Origin of the sequence: Pseudomonas granadensis (assembly GCF_900105485.1) — a bacterium.
Lineage (GTDB): Bacteria > Pseudomonadota > Gammaproteobacteria > Pseudomonadales > Pseudomonadaceae > Aquipseudomonas > Aquipseudomonas granadensis.
On the sequence record NZ_LT629778.1, the window covers coordinates 4,118,817 to 4,133,994 of the forward strand.

Below are 15,178 nucleotides of genomic sequence, written 5' to 3' on the forward strand. Positions count from 1 at the left end.
TCTGATTCCGAAGTGCCCACGATCGGCTCCCTCTCCTGGGGGAGAGGGCTGGGGTGAGGGGCAGGTTCACCGCATAACTCAAACCCTGCTGCTTCACCAACAAAAAGCCCCGCATCTGCGGGGCTTTTTATTTACGCGGCGGACTTGGCCTTGATCTTCTTCAGCTCTTCATCGCGCAATTCGCGGCGCAGGATCTTGCCGACGTTGGTGGTGGGCAGCGCATCGCGGAACTCCACCGAACGCGGCACCTTGTAGCCGGTGACGTTGGCGCGCATGTGGTCCATGACCTGTTCCTTGGTCAGGGTCACGCCCGGTTTGGCGACGATGAAAATCTTGATCGCTTCACCTGACTTGTCGTCCGGCACGCCGATGGCCGCGCATTGCAGCACGCCCGGCAGGGTCGCCAGCACGTCTTCCAGCTCGTTCGGATAGACGTTGAAACCGGAGACCAGAATCATGTCTTTCTTGCGATCGACGATGCGCATGTAGCCGTCCGGCTGGATCAGTGCGATGTCGCCGGTTTTCAGCCAGCCATCGCTGTCGAGCATTTCATCGGTGGCTTCCTGACGCTGCCAGTAACCCTTCATCACTTGCGGGCCCTTGACGCACAATTCACCGATTTCACCCAGCGGCTGCTCGACACCGGCATCGTCGATGACCTTGCACAGGGTCGATGGCACGGGAATGCCGATGGTGCCGATCTGGATGTGCTGGATCGGGTTGACCGTCGCCACCGGACTGGTTTCGGTCATGCCGTAACCTTCGCAGATGGCGCAGCCAGTCACCGCTTTCCAGCGTTCGGCCGCAGCCAGTTGCAGGGCCATGCCGCCGGACAGGGTGACCTTGAGTGCAGAGAAATCCAGCTTGCGGAACGCTTCGTTGTTGCACAGCGCGACGAACAGGGTGTTGAGGCCGACAAAGCCGCTGAACTTCCACTTCGACAGTTCCTTGACCATCGCCGGCAGGTCGCGCGGGTTGCTGATCAGGATGTTGTGGTTGCCGATCAGCATCATCGCCATGCAATGAAAGGTGAACGCATAGATGTGGTACAGCGGCAGCGGGGTGATCAGGATCTCGCAACCTTCGTTGAGGTTGGAACCCATCAGCGCCTTGCATTGCAGCATGTTGGCGACGAGGTTGCGGTGGGTCAGCATCGCGCCCTTGGCCACGCCGGTGGTGCCGCCGGTGTATTGCAGCACAGCGACATCACCGCTGTGCGGATTGGCTTCGGCCACAGGCTGACCGTGGCCCTTGCTCAGCACGTCGTTGAACTTGACGGCTTTGGGCAGGTGATAGGCCGGCACCATCTTCTTCACGTACTTGATGACGCTGTTGATCAGCAAACGCTTGAGCGGCGGCAACAGGTCGGCGACTTCGGTGACGATGACGTGTTTGACGCCGGTCTTCGGCACCACGGCTTCGGCCAGGTGCGCCATGTTCGCCAGGCACACCAGCGCCTTGGCACCGGAGTCGTTGAATTGGTGTTCCATTTCCCGCGCGGTGTACAGCGGGTTGGTGTTGACCACGATCAGCCCGGCGCGGATCGCACCGAAGACAGCGACCGGGTATTGCAGTACGTTGGGCAGTTGCACGGCGATTCGATCGCCGGGCTGCAAATCGGTATGCTGTTGCAGATACGCGGCAAACGCCCCGGACAATTCGTACAATTCACCGTAGGTGATCGTCTTGCCGAGGTTGCTGAAAGCCGGTTTGTTGGCGAAGCGCTGGCAGGATTGCTTCAACACTGCCTGAATGTTCGGATACTCGTCCGGATTGATGTCGGCAGCGATTCCAGCCGGGTATTTATCCTTCCAAAAGTCTTCGATCATGGAAGCCCACTCCTCAGCAACGCGAATTCTTCACCGCATTTGATGCGATTATTATTGGTGTGTGTTTTGTATTGGTGAATCTGGCTTTTACACAGGCCGAGAAGTCACAAAGCGCGCCGAGAGTAGCAGCTTTGCCGAGGGTCGACTAGAGCCAAAAGCGGCCCCTACAGTCATATTTATGACTCAAGACTATCTAGCAGTCATTTTAGAGCAAAAATCCTAGAACCCCTTGAAAGCCCCGGTTTTCATGGGTGCCAAACAAAATCGCGAGCAGGCCCACTCCTACAGAGATTACATACAACCCCTGTAGGAGTGAGCCTGCTCGCGATCCGCGCCGAGCGCGGCAATTCACCGGTCAGGCGATATCCCGCAACTCCCGCCGCAGAATCTTGCCGACAGGCGTCATCGGCAATGACTCACGCAAGACGATGTGTTTCGGCACCTTGTAGGCGGTGAAATTCTCTTTGCAGTAGGCCTTCAGCTCTTCGAGACTGACACCGCTTTCCCGCGCCACCACAAACAGCTTCACCGCCTCGCCCGAGCGCTCGTCCGGCACGCCAATCACCGCGCAGTTGGCGACTTTGGGGTGGGCCATGACCACGTCTTCGATTTCGTTCGGGTACACGTTGAAGCCGGAGACGATGATCATGTCTTTCTTGCGATCGACGATGCGCACAAAACCATCCGGCTCGATCACCGCGATGTCGCCGGACTTGAACCAGCCTTCGGCATCCAGCACTTCGGCGGTGGCTTCGGGCTTGTTCCAGTAGCCCTTCATGATTTGCGGGCCCTTGATGCACAGCTCGCCGCGCTCGCCCAACGGCTGCTCGGCGCCGTCGTCACTGATCACTTTCAACAGCGTACCGGGCACTGGCAAACCGACCGTGCCGAGGCGCGATTGGTCGCCGTAGGGGTTGGTGCAGGCCACCGGCGAGGTTTCGGTGAGGCCGTAGCCTTCGGTGATGCGGCAACCGGTGACCTGCTCCCAGCGCTCGGCCGTGGCCTTGACCAGTGCGGTGCCGCCGGAGTTGGTGAGTTTCAGGCTGGAGAAATCCAGCGCCTTGAAATCCGGGTGTTCCATCAGCGCCACAAACAAAGTGTTCAGGCCCAGCAATGCCGAGAAGCGCCAGTTTTTCAGTTCCTTGATGAAGCCGGCAATGTCCCGCGGGTTGGTAATCAGAACGTTGTGGTTGCCCGAGACCATCATGCACATGCAGTTCGCGGTGAACGCATAGATGTGGTACAGCGGCAGCGGCGCCACCATCACTTCCTGGCCTTCACGCAATAGCGGCTGGCCGTCCGGACCGAGTTGGGCGAGACAGGCGCGCACTTGCTGCATGTTGGCGACGAGGTTGCCATGGGTGAGCATCGCGCCCTTGGCCAGGCCAGTGGTGCCTCCGGTGTATTGCAGCACGGCAATATCGTCGAGCGTCACGTTGAGCGGTTTGATCCCCAGGCCGCGGCCCAGGCGCAGTGCGCTTTTGAAGGAGATCGCCTGTGGCAGCGAGTAGGCCGGGACCATTTTCTTCACTTTGCTGACCACAGTGTTGACCAGCCAGCCCTTGGCGGTGGGCATCAGGTCGCCCATCTTCGCTTCGATCAGGTATTGAATGTCGGTGTCGGGCAGCACTTCCTGGACTTTCTGCCCGAACACGTTGAGGTACACCAGAGCGCGAGCACCGGAGTCCTTGAACTGGTGACGCATTTCCCGCGCGGTGTACAGCGGGTTGGTGTTGACCACGATCAGCCCGGCGCGCAGCGCACCGAACACGGCAATCGGATAATGCAGGACGTTGGGCATTTGCACGGCGATGCGATCGCCCGGAACCAGATCGGTATGCGCCTGCAGGTAGCCAGCGAACGCGGCGCTCTGGCGCTCAAGCTCGGCGTAGGTCAGCGTGATACCCATGTTGCTGAACGCCGGGCGATCAGCGAATTTCTTGCAGGAACGCTCGAACACTTCGATCACCGACTTGAACTCAGTCATGTCGATGTCCAGCGGTACGCCGGCCGGGCGCTTGTCGTTCCAGAAATCAGGTTGCATTGTTGTTGTCCTCTTTACCTGAGCCGATCCGGGAGCCGCTTCTGTCATTTCTGAAAAAGCGGAGCTTCACGGACACTAGCAGCTATGGCCATTCAGGCAAATATGAGCAAAGCCGTCATTGATCGTGTGAATCTTCCTGCCGTGGCGTGAGCTGATCAGACGCGCTATACAATGTGCGGACTCTGAGCAAAGGAAGCGCCATGATCCACGACACCTTCTGGCTGGACGCGAGTGACCGCAGCCGGCTCTTCGTCAATCAATGGCTGCCCGCGGGGCCGTTGAAAGCGCTGATTCTCGTGGCCCATGGCATGGCGGAACACAGCGGCCGCTATGCACGCCTCGCTGAAACCTTTTGCGACAAAGGTTATGGCGTATACGCACCGGATTTGCGTGGCCATGGCAGAACCGCCAGCCAGGGCACTCTCGGCCATTACGCCGATGCTGACGGTTGGTGCAAAGTCCTCGGCGATCTGGCCAGCCTCAACCAACACATCGGCCAGCAGCACCCCGGCGTGCCGATCATTATGCTCGGGCACAGCATGGGCAGCTATCTCGTCCAGGGTTATCTGCTGCACCACAGCGCCAGCCTGCACGGGGCGATTCTCAGCGGCTCGAATTTTCAACCGGTCGCGCTGTACCGTGCCGCGCGGCAGATCGCCCGCCTGGAAAAACTGCGTCAGGGTGGCAAGGGCCGCAGCGCATTGATCGAGTGGCTGTCGTTCAGCTCGTTCAATAAAAAATTCAAACCGGTGCGCACGCCGTTCGACTGGCTCAGCCGTGACCCGGCCGAAGTCGACCGTTACATCAACGACCCGCTGTGCGGCTTTCGCTGCACCAATCAATTGTGGATCGACCTGCTCGGCGGCTTGCAGCAGATCAGCAAAGCGTCCAATCTCGCGCAGATCGATCCGGGCCTGCCGCTGCTGGTCATCGGCGGCGAATGTGATCCGGTGAGTGAGGGCAAGCGTCTGACAGATCTGGCCAACGCCTTGCGCGCGGCCGGCAGCCAGCACCTGCAACTGAAGATCCATGCGCAGGCCCGGCACGAATTGTTCAACGAAACCAACCGCGGCGAAGTGATCGCCGATGTGCTGGCCTGGATCGATCAGGCCCTGAGCCATCCGCGCCCGCAACGCAGCGAATAATTTTTGCGGATTGACTGAATCCGCCACAGGAATCGAGACCGATGACCCAGGTTACCAACATCCCTTACGAAGCCCTCGAAGTCGGCCAGACCGCCAGCTACAGCAAGACGGTCGAAGAGCGCGACATTCAACTGTTCGCCGCGATGTCGGGCGACCACAACCCGGTGCACCTGGACGCCGAGTTTGCTGCGGCGAGCATGTTCAAGGAGCGTATCGCCCACGGCATGTTCAGCGGTGCGCTGATCAGCGCGGCGGTAGCGTGCGAACTGCCTGGGCCGGGGACTATTTATATCGGCCAGCAGATGAGCTTTCAGAAGCCGGTGAAGATTGGCGATACCTTGACCGTGCGCCTGGAAATCCTCGAGAAGCTGCCGAAGTTTCGTGTGCGCATTGCCACTCGCGTGTTCAATCAGCGGGATGAGTTGGTGGTGGATGGCGAGGCCGAAATTCTCGCACCGCGCAAACAGCAGACGGTGACGTTGCCGACTTTGCCGGCGATCAGTATTGGCTGATGGATTGATGGGGTGTCAGGTAGATTGCTTCCCCCTCACCCCAGCCCTCTCCCCAAGGGGGCGAGGGGGAAAGGGAGCTGATCTGCGTAAGTTTCAAGTCTTGAGTTCGCCGTGATATTTCAAGTCGACGTAACTTTTAAGCACCCCCGGGTCAGTCCCCTCTCCCTCTGGGAGAGGGCTAGGGTGAGGGTTTTTTGCAACCAGACACAAAAAACGCCAGACACGCTGGCGTTTTTCTCAGCCCAACCAACCCTTACGAGTTAGCGCGAGCCTGGTTACGCAGGGCTTTCACCTGGTCGTGGTTGCGTTGTACGCCGTGGTACTGACGCTCAACCAGATCCTTGATACCCACCAGGTTGTGCTTGTTGATCTTCTCGATCGCTTCACGATAAGCCTTCAGCGCATGGTCTTCACCGCGCTCAGCTTCGTTCAGCACAGCCTCTTCGTCCTTGCCGGTGAACATGGCTTTGACGTCGACCCAACGACGGTGCAGATCACCGCTCACGCTGGTCGAAGTTTCCGGATCGCCACCCAGCGAACGCACTTGCGCCTGCAGCTCGGCAGCGGCAGTAGCGCAGTCGGCGGAGCGCTGTACGAACAGGGTTTTCAGTTCTGGGTGCTTGATGTCTTCGGCGCAAGTCTTGAACCCTTCCTGACCGTCCTTGCAGGTTTCAATCAGGTCGTTGAGTACAGAAATGGCTTCTTTGTTTACGTCAGTCATTTTCCAATTCCTTGCGGTTGGTTGAAGATGCAAGGAATATTGCAGTGTGCGTGCCAGCTTCGCTTTCAAAAATAAATCGTTTAATTTCAACATGTTATAAAACATTGAACCATCTGTATGCTGGTGTTTTGCATGATCTGTCATTTGGCCTGCATGCAGAATGCCTGTATTTTGCACGTTGCTATGAAGCCAGACGAAAACCGATGAATCCTGAAAAACTCGAATTGCTGATCACCCGCGAAATGCCCTTCGGCAAATACAAGGGGCGGATCATCGCTGACCTGCCGGGCCCTTACTTGAACTGGTTCGCCCGCGAAGGTTTTCCTCACGGCGAGCTGGGTGGTTTGCTCGCTCTGATGCACGAAATCGACCATAACGGCCTCTCCGATCTGCTCGAACCGCTGCGCGCCAAACATGGCAAACCTGCCCCGCGCCACTGATGCGCCCTCCTCTTCTCTGAGCTCGTTGATCATGCCCGATAACACCCGCCGCGCCCGTGACGAAGCCTTCTGGCGAACATTCGCCGACCGTTACGATGTTCAACCTGGCCCCGTGAACCTGGAGAACGGTTATTTCGGGCGCATGTCGCGTACGGTGATCGAGGAATACCAACGCAATATCGAGCTGATCAATACCAGCAATTCGGTGTACGTGCGCCAGCGTTTCGAGCAGCACGACAACCTCGATATCCGTGCACAACTGGCCGAATTGATCGGCGTGCATGCGCAGAGCCTGGCGTTTACCCGCAACGCCACCGACGGCCTGCAATCGCTGATCCGCAACTACAACCGTTTGCAGCCTGGCGATCAGGTGCTGATCAGCGATCTGGAATACGACACGGTCAAAGGCGCCATGCGTTGGCTCGCCAGACAGCGCGGCGCCGAGGTGATCGAGATTGCCCATGCGCACCCGGCCAGTTTCGACAGCCTGCTGGAGACGTACCGCGAGGCGTTCACTCGCCAGCCAAAACTGAAATTGATGGCGCTGACTCACGTCACCCACCGCACCGGTCTGGTCATGCCGGTAGCGGCCATCGCTGCGCTGGCGAAAGAACATGGCGTCGACATCATCCTCGACGGCGCCCACGCCCTTGGCCAGATCGATTTCGATCTCGACGCGCTCGGCATCGCGTTCGCCGGTTATAACCTGCACAAGTGGATCGGCGCCCCGCTGACCCTCGGCTTCCTCTACATCGCGCCGCAGCGTCTGGCCGACATCGATCCGGACATGGGCGAGATGCATTTCCCGGCCAACGACGTACGTGCCCGCACCTCCTACAGCACGCCGAACATACCGGCGCTGATGACCTTGCCGCTGGTGTTCGAGGAACACGCTGCGCTCGGTGGCGCCGCCGCCAAAGGGGCGCGCCTCAATTACCTGCGCAACCTCTGGGTCAGCGCGGTACGGCACTTGCCGGGCATTGAAGTGATGACCCCGGACGATCCGCGCCTGTATTGCGGCATCACCTCGCTGCGCTTCACCCGCCACGACGATCAACAGGCGATGGCCAAGCGACTGCTCGACGATTACAACCTGTTCACCGTGGTCCGCCACGGCGCCGCCAGCGGACCGAGCATCCGAGTGACACCGGGGCTGACCACCACTGCGGCAGACATGGAGCGGCTGGTACGCGCGCTGCACGAACTGCGCTAGAACGGCGTGATGGGCTGCTTGTCGTAGCCCGCCACGCCGATCTGCGATGACAAGGCAAAGGTGTCGACGCCGATCGTCAGGCTGCCGTAGTGGCCGTCATCCAGGCCATGGTCTGTGATCGGTCGTAGCGCCAGTTGCGCTGCATCTTCATCTGTAACTGCGCAATTACAGACACCGGGCAGATGCACGCGGCCCGCCCAGGCCTCCTGATAGAGCTGCGGTTGTTGATCGTCGCTGGCGATGGCGACACTCAGAGCGAGGCAAGGCAAGGCGCGTTGCCGATCCGGGTAGAGACTGGTGAAACGAACGATGCCCTGACTGTCAGTCGACTGAGCGCCACACACTGTGTCGGCGCCAAGTTGCTGTTCGATCCGCACCAGCGCGCCGACAATCGGCTCGCCGGTCATTGCATCGACCAATGCCAGCCGCAACACCAATGGCGGCCCTTCGAGGCCTCGGCTGATGTTGCGCACGCTTGGCGGGATTGCGTGCTGATAGAAACTGCGAGAAACGGGCAACTGCCGCCGAGGCAGAGATTCGATTGATAAGGCTACAGATTGATGGTCGTCCATGAGGCGTTCTCTCTTCCGTAAGATGAACGCAGATTAGCGCCACGCCAAAACGACCGTGCGGTAACTGTGTATCGCGTGATGTCCTGGCCCTTTTTCAAGGCAAAAAAAAACGGTGCACCGACCAAGCGCACCGTAAAGCCGTAGAACACACAACGAAGTGTCAGGTAACAATGAATCCGGCGGTATCAGTCCAGCAGCGCCAAGGCTTCGGCGGTGCACTCCTGAATACGTGCCCAGTCGCCGTTCTTGATCCATTCCGGATCGAGCATCCAGCTACCGCCCACGCACATGACGTTTTTCAGCGCCATGTAACTCTTGATGTTGGCCGGGCCGACGCCACCAGTCGGGCAGAATTTCACTTCGCCGAACGGACCGCCAAGGGCCTTGATCGCCGCCACGCCGCCGCTGACTTCCGCCGGAAACAGCTTGAAGCGGCGATAACCCAGACCGTAGCCTTCCATGATGCCGGAGGCGTTGCTGATGCCCGGCAACAGCGGAATCGGGCTGTCGACGCTGGCTTCGAGCAGGTCACGGGTAATGCCCGGGGTGACGATGAATTGCGAACCGGCCGCTTCCGCCGCCGCGAGCATGTTGCGATCGAGCACGGTGCCGGCACCGGTCATCAGTTCCGGACGCTGCTCGCGCAGGATCTGAATCGCCTTGAGGCCGAACTGCGAACGCAGGGTCACTTCCAGCGCGGTCAGGCCACCGGCAGCCAGGGCATCGGCCAGCGGCAGCACGTCCTGTTCGCGGGCGATGGTGATCACCGGCAGGATCCGCGCCTTGGCGCAGAGGCTGTCGATCAGGGCAACTTTGTCCGCCATGGAAACGGTCGGGGATGCGATTGTCATAGCGGCTGTTCCTTGGCTCATGGGCACCAGTAAATCTCTAACGTAGGTTGCAGGAATGCGCGCACCGGCATGGCCGCGACGTCATCGGATGCCAGCGCGGCATTCAGGGTGGTCAGTTTCGACTGACCGGAAATCGACAGGATCTTGTGTTTCGCCGAGGCCAGCAGTGCCCGACTCATGGTCAGGCGTTGACGCGGCACACTCGGCGCCAGCATCGGCCAGCAACGGCGCGTGCCGTCGGCCTGCAAGGCTTCGGTCAGATTGGGGCTGTCGGGGAACAGCGACGCAGTGTGGCCGTCGTCGCCCATGCCCAGCACCAGCACGTCAATCGGGGGCAATTCCGCGAGCAAGCGATCAGCCTGTTCAGCAGCCTGCTCGACGTTGGCCGCCGCGCTGTACAGGCTGAGGAACTGCGCCTTGGCTGCCGGGCCTTTGAGCAGGTATTGCTTGAGCAGGCCGGCATTGCTGTCGGCGTGCTCGATCGGCACCCAGCGCTCGTCGGCAAGGGTCACGACGACTTTCGACCAGTCCAGATCCGCTTTCGCCAGGTGCTGAAAAAACGCCACTGGGCTACGACCACCGGAGACCACCAATACCGCGTTGCCACGCGCGCCGATGGCTTCGCGCAATTGCGCGGCCACGTTCTGGGCCAGACCTTCGGCCAACAACACCGGGCTGTTGAATTCGTGGGCATTTACGCCCGCTGGCAGTTGCACATCAGATATCGCCATACCACGACCTCCCGTCCCGCGTGATCAAAGCAATGGAGCTCATCGGCCCCCACGACCCGGCCGCATACGGCTTGGGCGCGTCACCGGATTTCTTCCACCCGGCGATCAACTGGTCACACCACTTCCACGCGGCTTCGATTTCATCTTTACGGACAAACAGGTTCTGATTGCCGTTCATCACTTCCAGCAACAACCGCTCGTAGGCATCGGGGATCCGCGCGCTACGCCAGGTGTCAGAGAAATTCAGTTGCAGCGGCCCGCTGCGCAGTTGCATGCCTTTGTCCAGGCCCTGCTCTTTGGTCATCACTCGCAAGGAAATGCCTTCGTCCGGCTGCAGGCGGATGATCAGTTTGTTGCTGATCTGCAGGCGCTGCTCCGGGGCGAAGATGTAGTGCGATGGTTCCTTGAAGTGGATGACGATCTGCGACAGCTTTTGCGGCATGCGCTTGCCGGTTCGCAGGTAGAACGGCACGCCGGCCCAGCGCCAGTTGCGGATGTCGGCCCGCAGGGCGACGAAGGTTTCGGTGTCGCTCTGGGTGTTGGAGTTCGGTTCTTCGAGATAGCCCGGTACGGATTTGCCTTCGCTGTGGCCGGCGATGTACTGGCCGCGCACCACTTGTGTGGTCAGGCCTTCCGGGCTGATCGGCGCCAGCGCCTTGAGCACTTTCACTTTCTCGTCACGGATGCTGTCGGCAGACAGGTCGGCCGGTGGGTCCATGGCAATCAGGCAGAGCAGCTGCAACAGGTGATTCTGGATCATGTCGCGCAGTTGGCCAGCCTTGTCGAAGTAGCCCCAACGGCCTTCGATGCCGACCTTCTCGGCCACGGTGATTTCCACGTGGGAGATGTAATTCTGGTTCCACTGGGTTTCGAACAGGCTGTTGGCGAAACGCAGGGCGATCAGGTTCTGGACGGTCTCTTTGCCCAGGTAATGGTCGATGCGGTAGGTGCGGTCTTCCGGGAAGAACTGCGCCACGGCGTCATTGACCTTGCGCGAAGATTCGAGGTCGGAGCCGATCGGCTTTTCCAGCACCACGCGGGTGTTCGCGGCCAGACCGACTTTTTCCAGGTTCTCGCAGATCGCGCCGTACACCGCTGCCGGTGTGGCGAAGTAGGCAATCATGCGTTGGCTGCTGCCGGCCATTTCCGCCAGCGCAACATAGTCTTCAGCCTTGAGGAAATCGACGTGCAGATAGGTCAGGCGCGCGAGAAAGCGCTCGGCCACGGTTTCGTTCAGCTCTTTGCCGACGTAGCGGCGCAGTTCGGCGGCGATGAACGCCATGTGTTGCTGCTCGCTGCCGGCTTCACGGGCCAGCGCGATGATGCGCGTGTCCTCATGCAACAGGTCAGCGCCATCAAGGTGATAAAGGGCAGGAAACAGCTTGCGCAGGGCGAGATCGCCAAGGGCGCCGAACAAGGCAAAGGTGCACGGTTCAACCGTAATCGAAGGCATGATGTTTGTTCTTTTATCAAGTTAAGCTACAAATACCTTTTTTCAAGGCATCACTCAAGGGAAAATGTAGTAATAACTACAACATTTTCGCAAAATACAGATTCCGAGTGGTGGACGCTCGGACGCATCAGTAGGATAGGCCACCGTTACGGGCCATATCAAAGGCCCAATTTGCATAGCCCGGCGCACCTTTGCGTCGGTGAATCAGGAATTCCATATGGACCGCGTGCGAAATTTACTGGAACAGATCCAGAGTCGCCTTGAAGAGCTGAACAAGGCCGAACGTAAGGTCGCCGAGGTGATTCTGCTCAACCCGCAGCAGGCCACCCGCTTCAGCATCGCCGCCCTCGCCCAGGCGGCATCGGTGAGCGAGCCGACGGTCAACCGTTTCTGCCGCTCGTTCGGTGTCAGCGGCTACCCCGAACTCAAGCTGCAACTGGCGCAGAGCCTGGCCAGCGGCGCGGCGTACGTCAGCCGCGCGGTCGAGGCCGACGACAATCCCGAAGCCTACACGCAGAAGATTTTCGGCAGCGCCATCGCCTCGCTGGACAGCGCGTGCCAGGCACTCGACCCAAACCTGATCAGCCGCGCCGTCGACCTGTTGATCCAGGCCCGGCAGATCCACTTCTTCGGCCTCGGCGCCTCAGCCCCTGTGGCGCTGGATGCGCAGCACAAATTCTTCCGCTTCAACCTGGCGGTGACCGCGCATGCCGATGTGCTGATGCAGCGGATGATTGCTTCGGTGGCGCACACCGGTGAGCTGTTCGTGATCATTTCCTACACCGGGCGCACCCGTGAGCTGGTGGAAGTGGCACGTATCGCTCGCGAGAATGGCGCGTCGGTATTGGGCCTGACCGCGGAGAATTCGCCGCTGGCCAAGGCCAGTACGTTGAGCCTGAATATTCCGCTGCCGGAAGACACCGACATCTATATGCCGATGACCTCGCGGATCATTCAGTTGACCGTGCTGGATGTGCTGGCGACGGGGATGACCTTGCGCCGTGGCGTGGATTTCCAGCCGCATCTGCGCAAGATCAAAGAGAGTCTGAATGCCAGCCGGTATCCGGTTGGGGATGAGTTCAACTAAAGCATCAAAAGCTAAAAGCCAACCCTCACCCCAGCCCTCTCCCAGAGGGAGAGGGGGCCGACCGAAGTGCCTTGCGCTGTACATCGACCTGAATGATCGAGTCGATTATGGATTCAGCACTGCACTTTCACGTCGGCGTAATTCTTCAGCATCCCCCATTCGGTCCCCTCTCCCTCCGGGAGAGGGCTAGGGTGAGGGTAGCGGTGTATTTGACACACTCAAGCCGCCGCCCATGCCTGCAAACTCAAATGCGCCTTCTCCCCCGGCGCCAGATGCAGGCTGTCGGTCCCGCCCGCCGCGGCTTCCACGCAGACAAACTCGGATATCTCGTCCCAGCTCACCCCGAGCAACGGTCGCGCCCCCGGATGCCAGACCACGGTGTCGCCGCTGTCGCCGGTATCGATGCACAACTCGCGCTGCCAGGCGTGATCCTTGAGCTGCAATTCGCCGTCATGCTGGAACACCCGCTGACAGCCGCCATCCACGCGCAATTCGCCTTCCTGCTGGCAAACCTGGCGATTCAACTGGTCGTAACCCTGCGCGCCTTCGAGCCCAGACAGCGCTATCTCGCCGATATCGCCAATACGCCAGTAAGCGTGCAAAGCCTGGCTCAGCTGGCACGGCATGTCGTCCTGATGCTCGGTGCTCAAGCGTAATTCCATGCGTTCGCCCAGGTGCGCGTGCAGGTCAACCTGCCAGTCGCACAGTTGCAATTGCCAATGCAGACGCACGCCATCCTCGGCGCTGCTGCTGTCGAGCAGTTTCCAGTCGAGCAATCGTGCCCAACCATGCGACGGCCACGCATTTTCGCTCGGATGCCGACCATACCACGGCCAGCACACCGGCACGCCACCGCGGATCGCGCCGACATGCGGCCACTTCGCCGCGCACCACAACCACGGTTTTTGCCCGCGCGGCTGAAAGTGCAGCAATTGCGCGCCCTGCCGACTGAACACCGCCTGACACAACGGATGATCGATCACCAGCACATCGCGCAGCTGATAGCGTTCCCAGGCGAACACCGGTCGTTCGCGCAGGGATTTGAAGAAGCGTTGCAGCGGATGCTCATGCATTGGCCACGGTTCCGAATTCACGTGTTACGGGGATTACCGCCCCTCAAAAAAAAGCGGACAGCCTGGGCTGTCCGCAAATATGCGCACATAGAGAGGAGCTTATCGCAGACGCGTTAGAACGTAGACTGAATTTTCAGGCCAGCGACCAAAGCGTTGTCCACTTCATCCACACCGCCTGGATGAGTGATGTATTGCAGGTTGGGACGCACGGTCAGCCAGTTGGTGACGTGGAAGCCGTAGTTGAGCTCGTAGTTGTATTCGGTTTCACGAATTGGCGAGAACGCGGCGTTGTCGTAGTCGGAAACACCGTTGGAAGCGTTCAGCAATTCGGCATTGCGCTTCACGTCCTTGTTGACGTGGATACGCGCTGCGCCAATACCGATGTCATCTTTCGGACGCGCATCGAACGGGCCTTTGTAGACAAACATCACCGACTGGTAGTTGTCGATGAAGTTGGTGTCCTTGTCGTGGAAGGTCGCGTTGGCGGCGATGTTCAGACCGCGAGTGGCGTCACCGTTGTGGCTGGTGAGTTGCTGTTGCGCAACGAACCAGTAACCGCTTTTGCTGTTGTGCGACTTGTAAGCGTCGCCCGTGGTGGCTGCATCGAAACCGTTGACGTCCTCACGAACGTCGTCGGCATCAGCCGTGCTCTTGTAGTAACCGACGCGGTATTCGCCCGGCAGGCTGTTGACCTTCGGCGACCAGACCAGTTCGACCGGCAGAACAGTACCCTTGGTGCCGCTGCCGCTGAGTTTGAAGCCGTTGCCGTGTTCCAGCTGCGACGGGTTCTGGTTGTACGCACCGATCTGTGCGTAGAGCTCGTCGTTGATGTTGTACTTCACACGAATCGCAGCCTGGCTGACGGGCCAGTTGTACCAGATGTTGGTCGCCCAGTTACCCACTTGCGAACCGCAGAACGCGAGGTTCTGGAAGTCGCAAGGGAAGGTGTTGAAGTCTTCGCCTTCACCGAAGTAACCGGCCTTGACGTCGAGTTTGTTGTCGAAGAACTGGTGCTGAATCCACAACTGGGTCAGACGCACCATGTGCCCACGACCGTAGACTTCCTGCGAGGAGCTGAGGGTGCCGGCACGCGGATCGCCAACGCGGTCGTTGGAGATGTTGTAGCCGTTACGGTTGGTCAGCTGGATCTTCGCCTGGGTGTTATCCCAGCCCCACAGCTTTTGCAGATCGAGTGCCACGCCCAGACCGAACTGGTCAGCGTAACGCGCGGTCTTGTCGTCGTTGTAGCCACCGTTCAGGTTGCCACCGACTTCCCCAACGTAGTCAGCCTTGATGTCGATACCCTGCTCGATCAGCCTGGTCCGCTCACCGCCCCAGTCACCGGTCATCCATTTTGAGTCGGAGCTGAACGCATCCGCCGCCATCGCGTTACCGGCCAGCACCAGTGCTGCCGCCGCAGAAACCTGGCAGATCAACCGGGCATTGACGTGTTTCTTTTTCATCCCTACATCCTCGTCTTTATTGTTATTAACTGTTTTTATCTAAC

At 59.6% G+C, this 15,178-nt stretch carries 14 protein-coding genes; 5 read left to right on the top strand and 9 right to left on the bottom strand.

The genetic code is table 11. The features are described from left to right. Positions 1 to 131: 131 nt before the first annotated feature. Positions 132 to 1,829, bottom strand: coding sequence for a long-chain-fatty-acid--CoA ligase FadD1 (gene fadD1, locus BLU52_RS18260; protein ID WP_090285522.1), 1,698 nt, complete (start codon positions 1,827 to 1,829; stop codon positions 132 to 134). Positions 1,830 to 2,184: 355 nt separating this feature from the next. Next, a complete protein-coding gene (gene fadD2 / locus BLU52_RS18265; RefSeq protein WP_090285524.1) occupies positions 2,185 to 3,873 on the bottom strand; it encodes a long-chain-fatty-acid--CoA ligase FadD2 in 1,689 nt (562 codons plus the stop codon). Between the two features lie 200 nt (positions 3,874 to 4,073). Between fadD2 and BLU52_RS18270 the strand changes: the two genes are divergently transcribed. Both BLU52_RS18270 and BLU52_RS18275 read left to right on the top strand, forming a co-directional pair. Continuing rightward, positions 4,074 to 5,018: an alpha/beta hydrolase gene (locus tag BLU52_RS18270; RefSeq protein WP_090285527.1), complete on the top strand. Its 945-nt coding sequence runs from the start codon at positions 4,074 to 4,076 to the stop codon at positions 5,016 to 5,018. A gap of 41 nt (positions 5,019 to 5,059) precedes the next feature. Next, positions 5,060 to 5,530 carry a MaoC family dehydratase gene (locus tag BLU52_RS18275; RefSeq protein WP_003227420.1) on the top strand — a complete coding sequence of 157 codons (471 nt, stop codon included), beginning with the start codon at positions 5,060 to 5,062 and terminating at the stop codon, positions 5,528 to 5,530. Between the two features lie 253 nt (positions 5,531 to 5,783). On the opposite strand, the gene BLU52_RS18280 is transcribed toward BLU52_RS18275, so the two are convergent. Continuing rightward, entirely contained in the window at positions 5,784 to 6,251 is a 468-nt protein-coding gene (locus tag BLU52_RS18280; protein WP_090285529.1) for a ferritin-like domain-containing protein, read from the bottom strand. 203 nt (positions 6,252 to 6,454) lie between these two features. On the opposite strand from BLU52_RS18280, the gene BLU52_RS18285 reads away from it, so the two are divergent. Both BLU52_RS18285 and BLU52_RS18290 read left to right on the top strand, forming a co-directional pair. Beyond that, positions 6,455 to 6,691, top strand: coding sequence for a DUF3820 family protein (locus BLU52_RS18285; RefSeq protein WP_025112833.1), 237 nt, complete (start codon positions 6,455 to 6,457; stop codon positions 6,689 to 6,691). A gap of 31 nt (positions 6,692 to 6,722) precedes the next feature. Continuing rightward, positions 6,723 to 7,904, top strand: coding sequence for an aminotransferase class V-fold PLP-dependent enzyme (locus BLU52_RS18290; protein ID WP_090285531.1), 1,182 nt, complete (start codon positions 6,723 to 6,725; stop codon positions 7,902 to 7,904). On the opposite strand, the gene BLU52_RS18295 is transcribed toward BLU52_RS18290, so the two are convergent. From BLU52_RS18295 to zwf, 4 genes are all read right to left on the bottom strand, one after another. Next, the gene (locus BLU52_RS18295; RefSeq protein WP_231987979.1) at positions 7,901 to 8,422 is read right to left on the bottom strand and encodes a peptidase associated/transthyretin-like domain-containing protein; all 522 of its coding nucleotides are present in this window, start codon (positions 8,420 to 8,422) and stop codon (positions 7,901 to 7,903) included. The two genes, BLU52_RS18290 and BLU52_RS18295, sit on opposite strands and share 4 nt — an antisense overlap. Before the next feature lie 239 nt (positions 8,423 to 8,661). Beyond that, positions 8,662 to 9,327: a bifunctional 4-hydroxy-2-oxoglutarate aldolase/2-dehydro-3-deoxy-phosphogluconate aldolase gene (locus tag BLU52_RS18300; protein ID WP_090285536.1), complete on the bottom strand. Its 666-nt coding sequence runs from the start codon at positions 9,325 to 9,327 to the stop codon at positions 8,662 to 8,664. A gap of 17 nt (positions 9,328 to 9,344) precedes the next feature. Beyond that, positions 9,345 to 10,058 carry a 6-phosphogluconolactonase gene (pgl, locus tag BLU52_RS18305; protein ID WP_090285538.1) on the bottom strand — a complete coding sequence of 238 codons (714 nt, stop codon included), beginning with the start codon at positions 10,056 to 10,058 and terminating at the stop codon, positions 9,345 to 9,347. After that, a complete protein-coding gene (gene zwf / locus BLU52_RS18310) occupies positions 10,045 to 11,511 on the bottom strand; it encodes a glucose-6-phosphate dehydrogenase (protein ID WP_090285539.1) in 1,467 nt (488 codons plus the stop codon). Before zwf ends, pgl begins: the two co-directional genes overlap by 14 nt. A gap of 226 nt (positions 11,512 to 11,737) precedes the next feature. On the opposite strand from zwf, the gene BLU52_RS18315 reads away from it, so the two are divergent. Then, the gene (locus tag BLU52_RS18315; RefSeq protein WP_169842436.1) at positions 11,738 to 12,598 is read left to right on the top strand and encodes a MurR/RpiR family transcriptional regulator; all 861 of its coding nucleotides are present in this window, start codon (positions 11,738 to 11,740) and stop codon (positions 12,596 to 12,598) included. Between the two features lie 218 nt (positions 12,599 to 12,816). Here BLU52_RS18315 and BLU52_RS18320 read toward each other — a convergent pair whose 3' ends face one another. Beyond that, complete coding sequence (locus BLU52_RS18320; RefSeq protein ID WP_090285542.1) at positions 12,817 to 13,671, bottom strand: D-hexose-6-phosphate mutarotase; 855 nt, start codon at positions 13,669 to 13,671, stop codon at positions 12,817 to 12,819. 113 nt (positions 13,672 to 13,784) lie between these two features. Next, the gene (locus BLU52_RS18325) at positions 13,785 to 15,134 is read right to left on the bottom strand and encodes a carbohydrate porin (protein ID WP_090285545.1); all 1,350 of its coding nucleotides are present in this window, start codon (positions 15,132 to 15,134) and stop codon (positions 13,785 to 13,787) included. Between the last annotated feature and the right edge of the window lie 44 nt (positions 15,135 to 15,178).

Bases quoted from the DNA above. Each gene is read 5' to 3' on its own strand.
- pgl (WP_090285538.1), bottom strand. From the start codon at position 10,058: ATGGCGATATCTGATGTGCAACTGCCAGCGGGCGTAAATGCCCACGAA.
- BLU52_RS18270 (WP_090285527.1), top strand. From the start codon at position 4,074: ATGATCCACGACACCTTCTGGCTGGACGCGAGTGACCGCAGCCGGCTC.
- BLU52_RS18325 (WP_090285545.1), bottom strand. From the start codon at position 15,134: ATGAAAAAGAAACACGTCAATGCCCGGTTGATCTGCCAGGTTTCTGCG.
- BLU52_RS18300 (WP_090285536.1), bottom strand. From the start codon at position 9,327: ATGACAATCGCATCCCCGACCGTTTCCATGGCGGACAAAGTTGCCCTG.
- fadD1 (WP_090285522.1), bottom strand. From the start codon at position 1,829: ATGATCGAAGACTTTTGGAAGGATAAATACCCGGCTGGAATCGCTGCC.
- BLU52_RS18320 (WP_090285542.1), bottom strand. From the start codon at position 13,671: ATGCATGAGCATCCGCTGCAACGCTTCTTCAAATCCCTGCGCGAACGA.
- zwf (WP_090285539.1), bottom strand. From the start codon at position 11,511: ATGCCTTCGATTACGGTTGAACCGTGCACCTTTGCCTTGTTCGGCGCC.
- fadD2 (WP_090285524.1), bottom strand. From the start codon at position 3,873: ATGCAACCTGATTTCTGGAACGACAAGCGCCCGGCCGGCGTACCGCTG.
- BLU52_RS18285 (WP_025112833.1), top strand. From the start codon at position 6,455: ATGAATCCTGAAAAACTCGAATTGCTGATCACCCGCGAAATGCCCTTC.
- BLU52_RS18280 (WP_090285529.1), bottom strand. From the start codon at position 6,251: ATGACTGACGTAAACAAAGAAGCCATTTCTGTACTCAACGACCTGATT.
- BLU52_RS18275 (WP_003227420.1), top strand. From the start codon at position 5,060: ATGACCCAGGTTACCAACATCCCTTACGAAGCCCTCGAAGTCGGCCAG.
- BLU52_RS18290 (WP_090285531.1), top strand. From the start codon at position 6,723: ATGCCCGATAACACCCGCCGCGCCCGTGACGAAGCCTTCTGGCGAACA.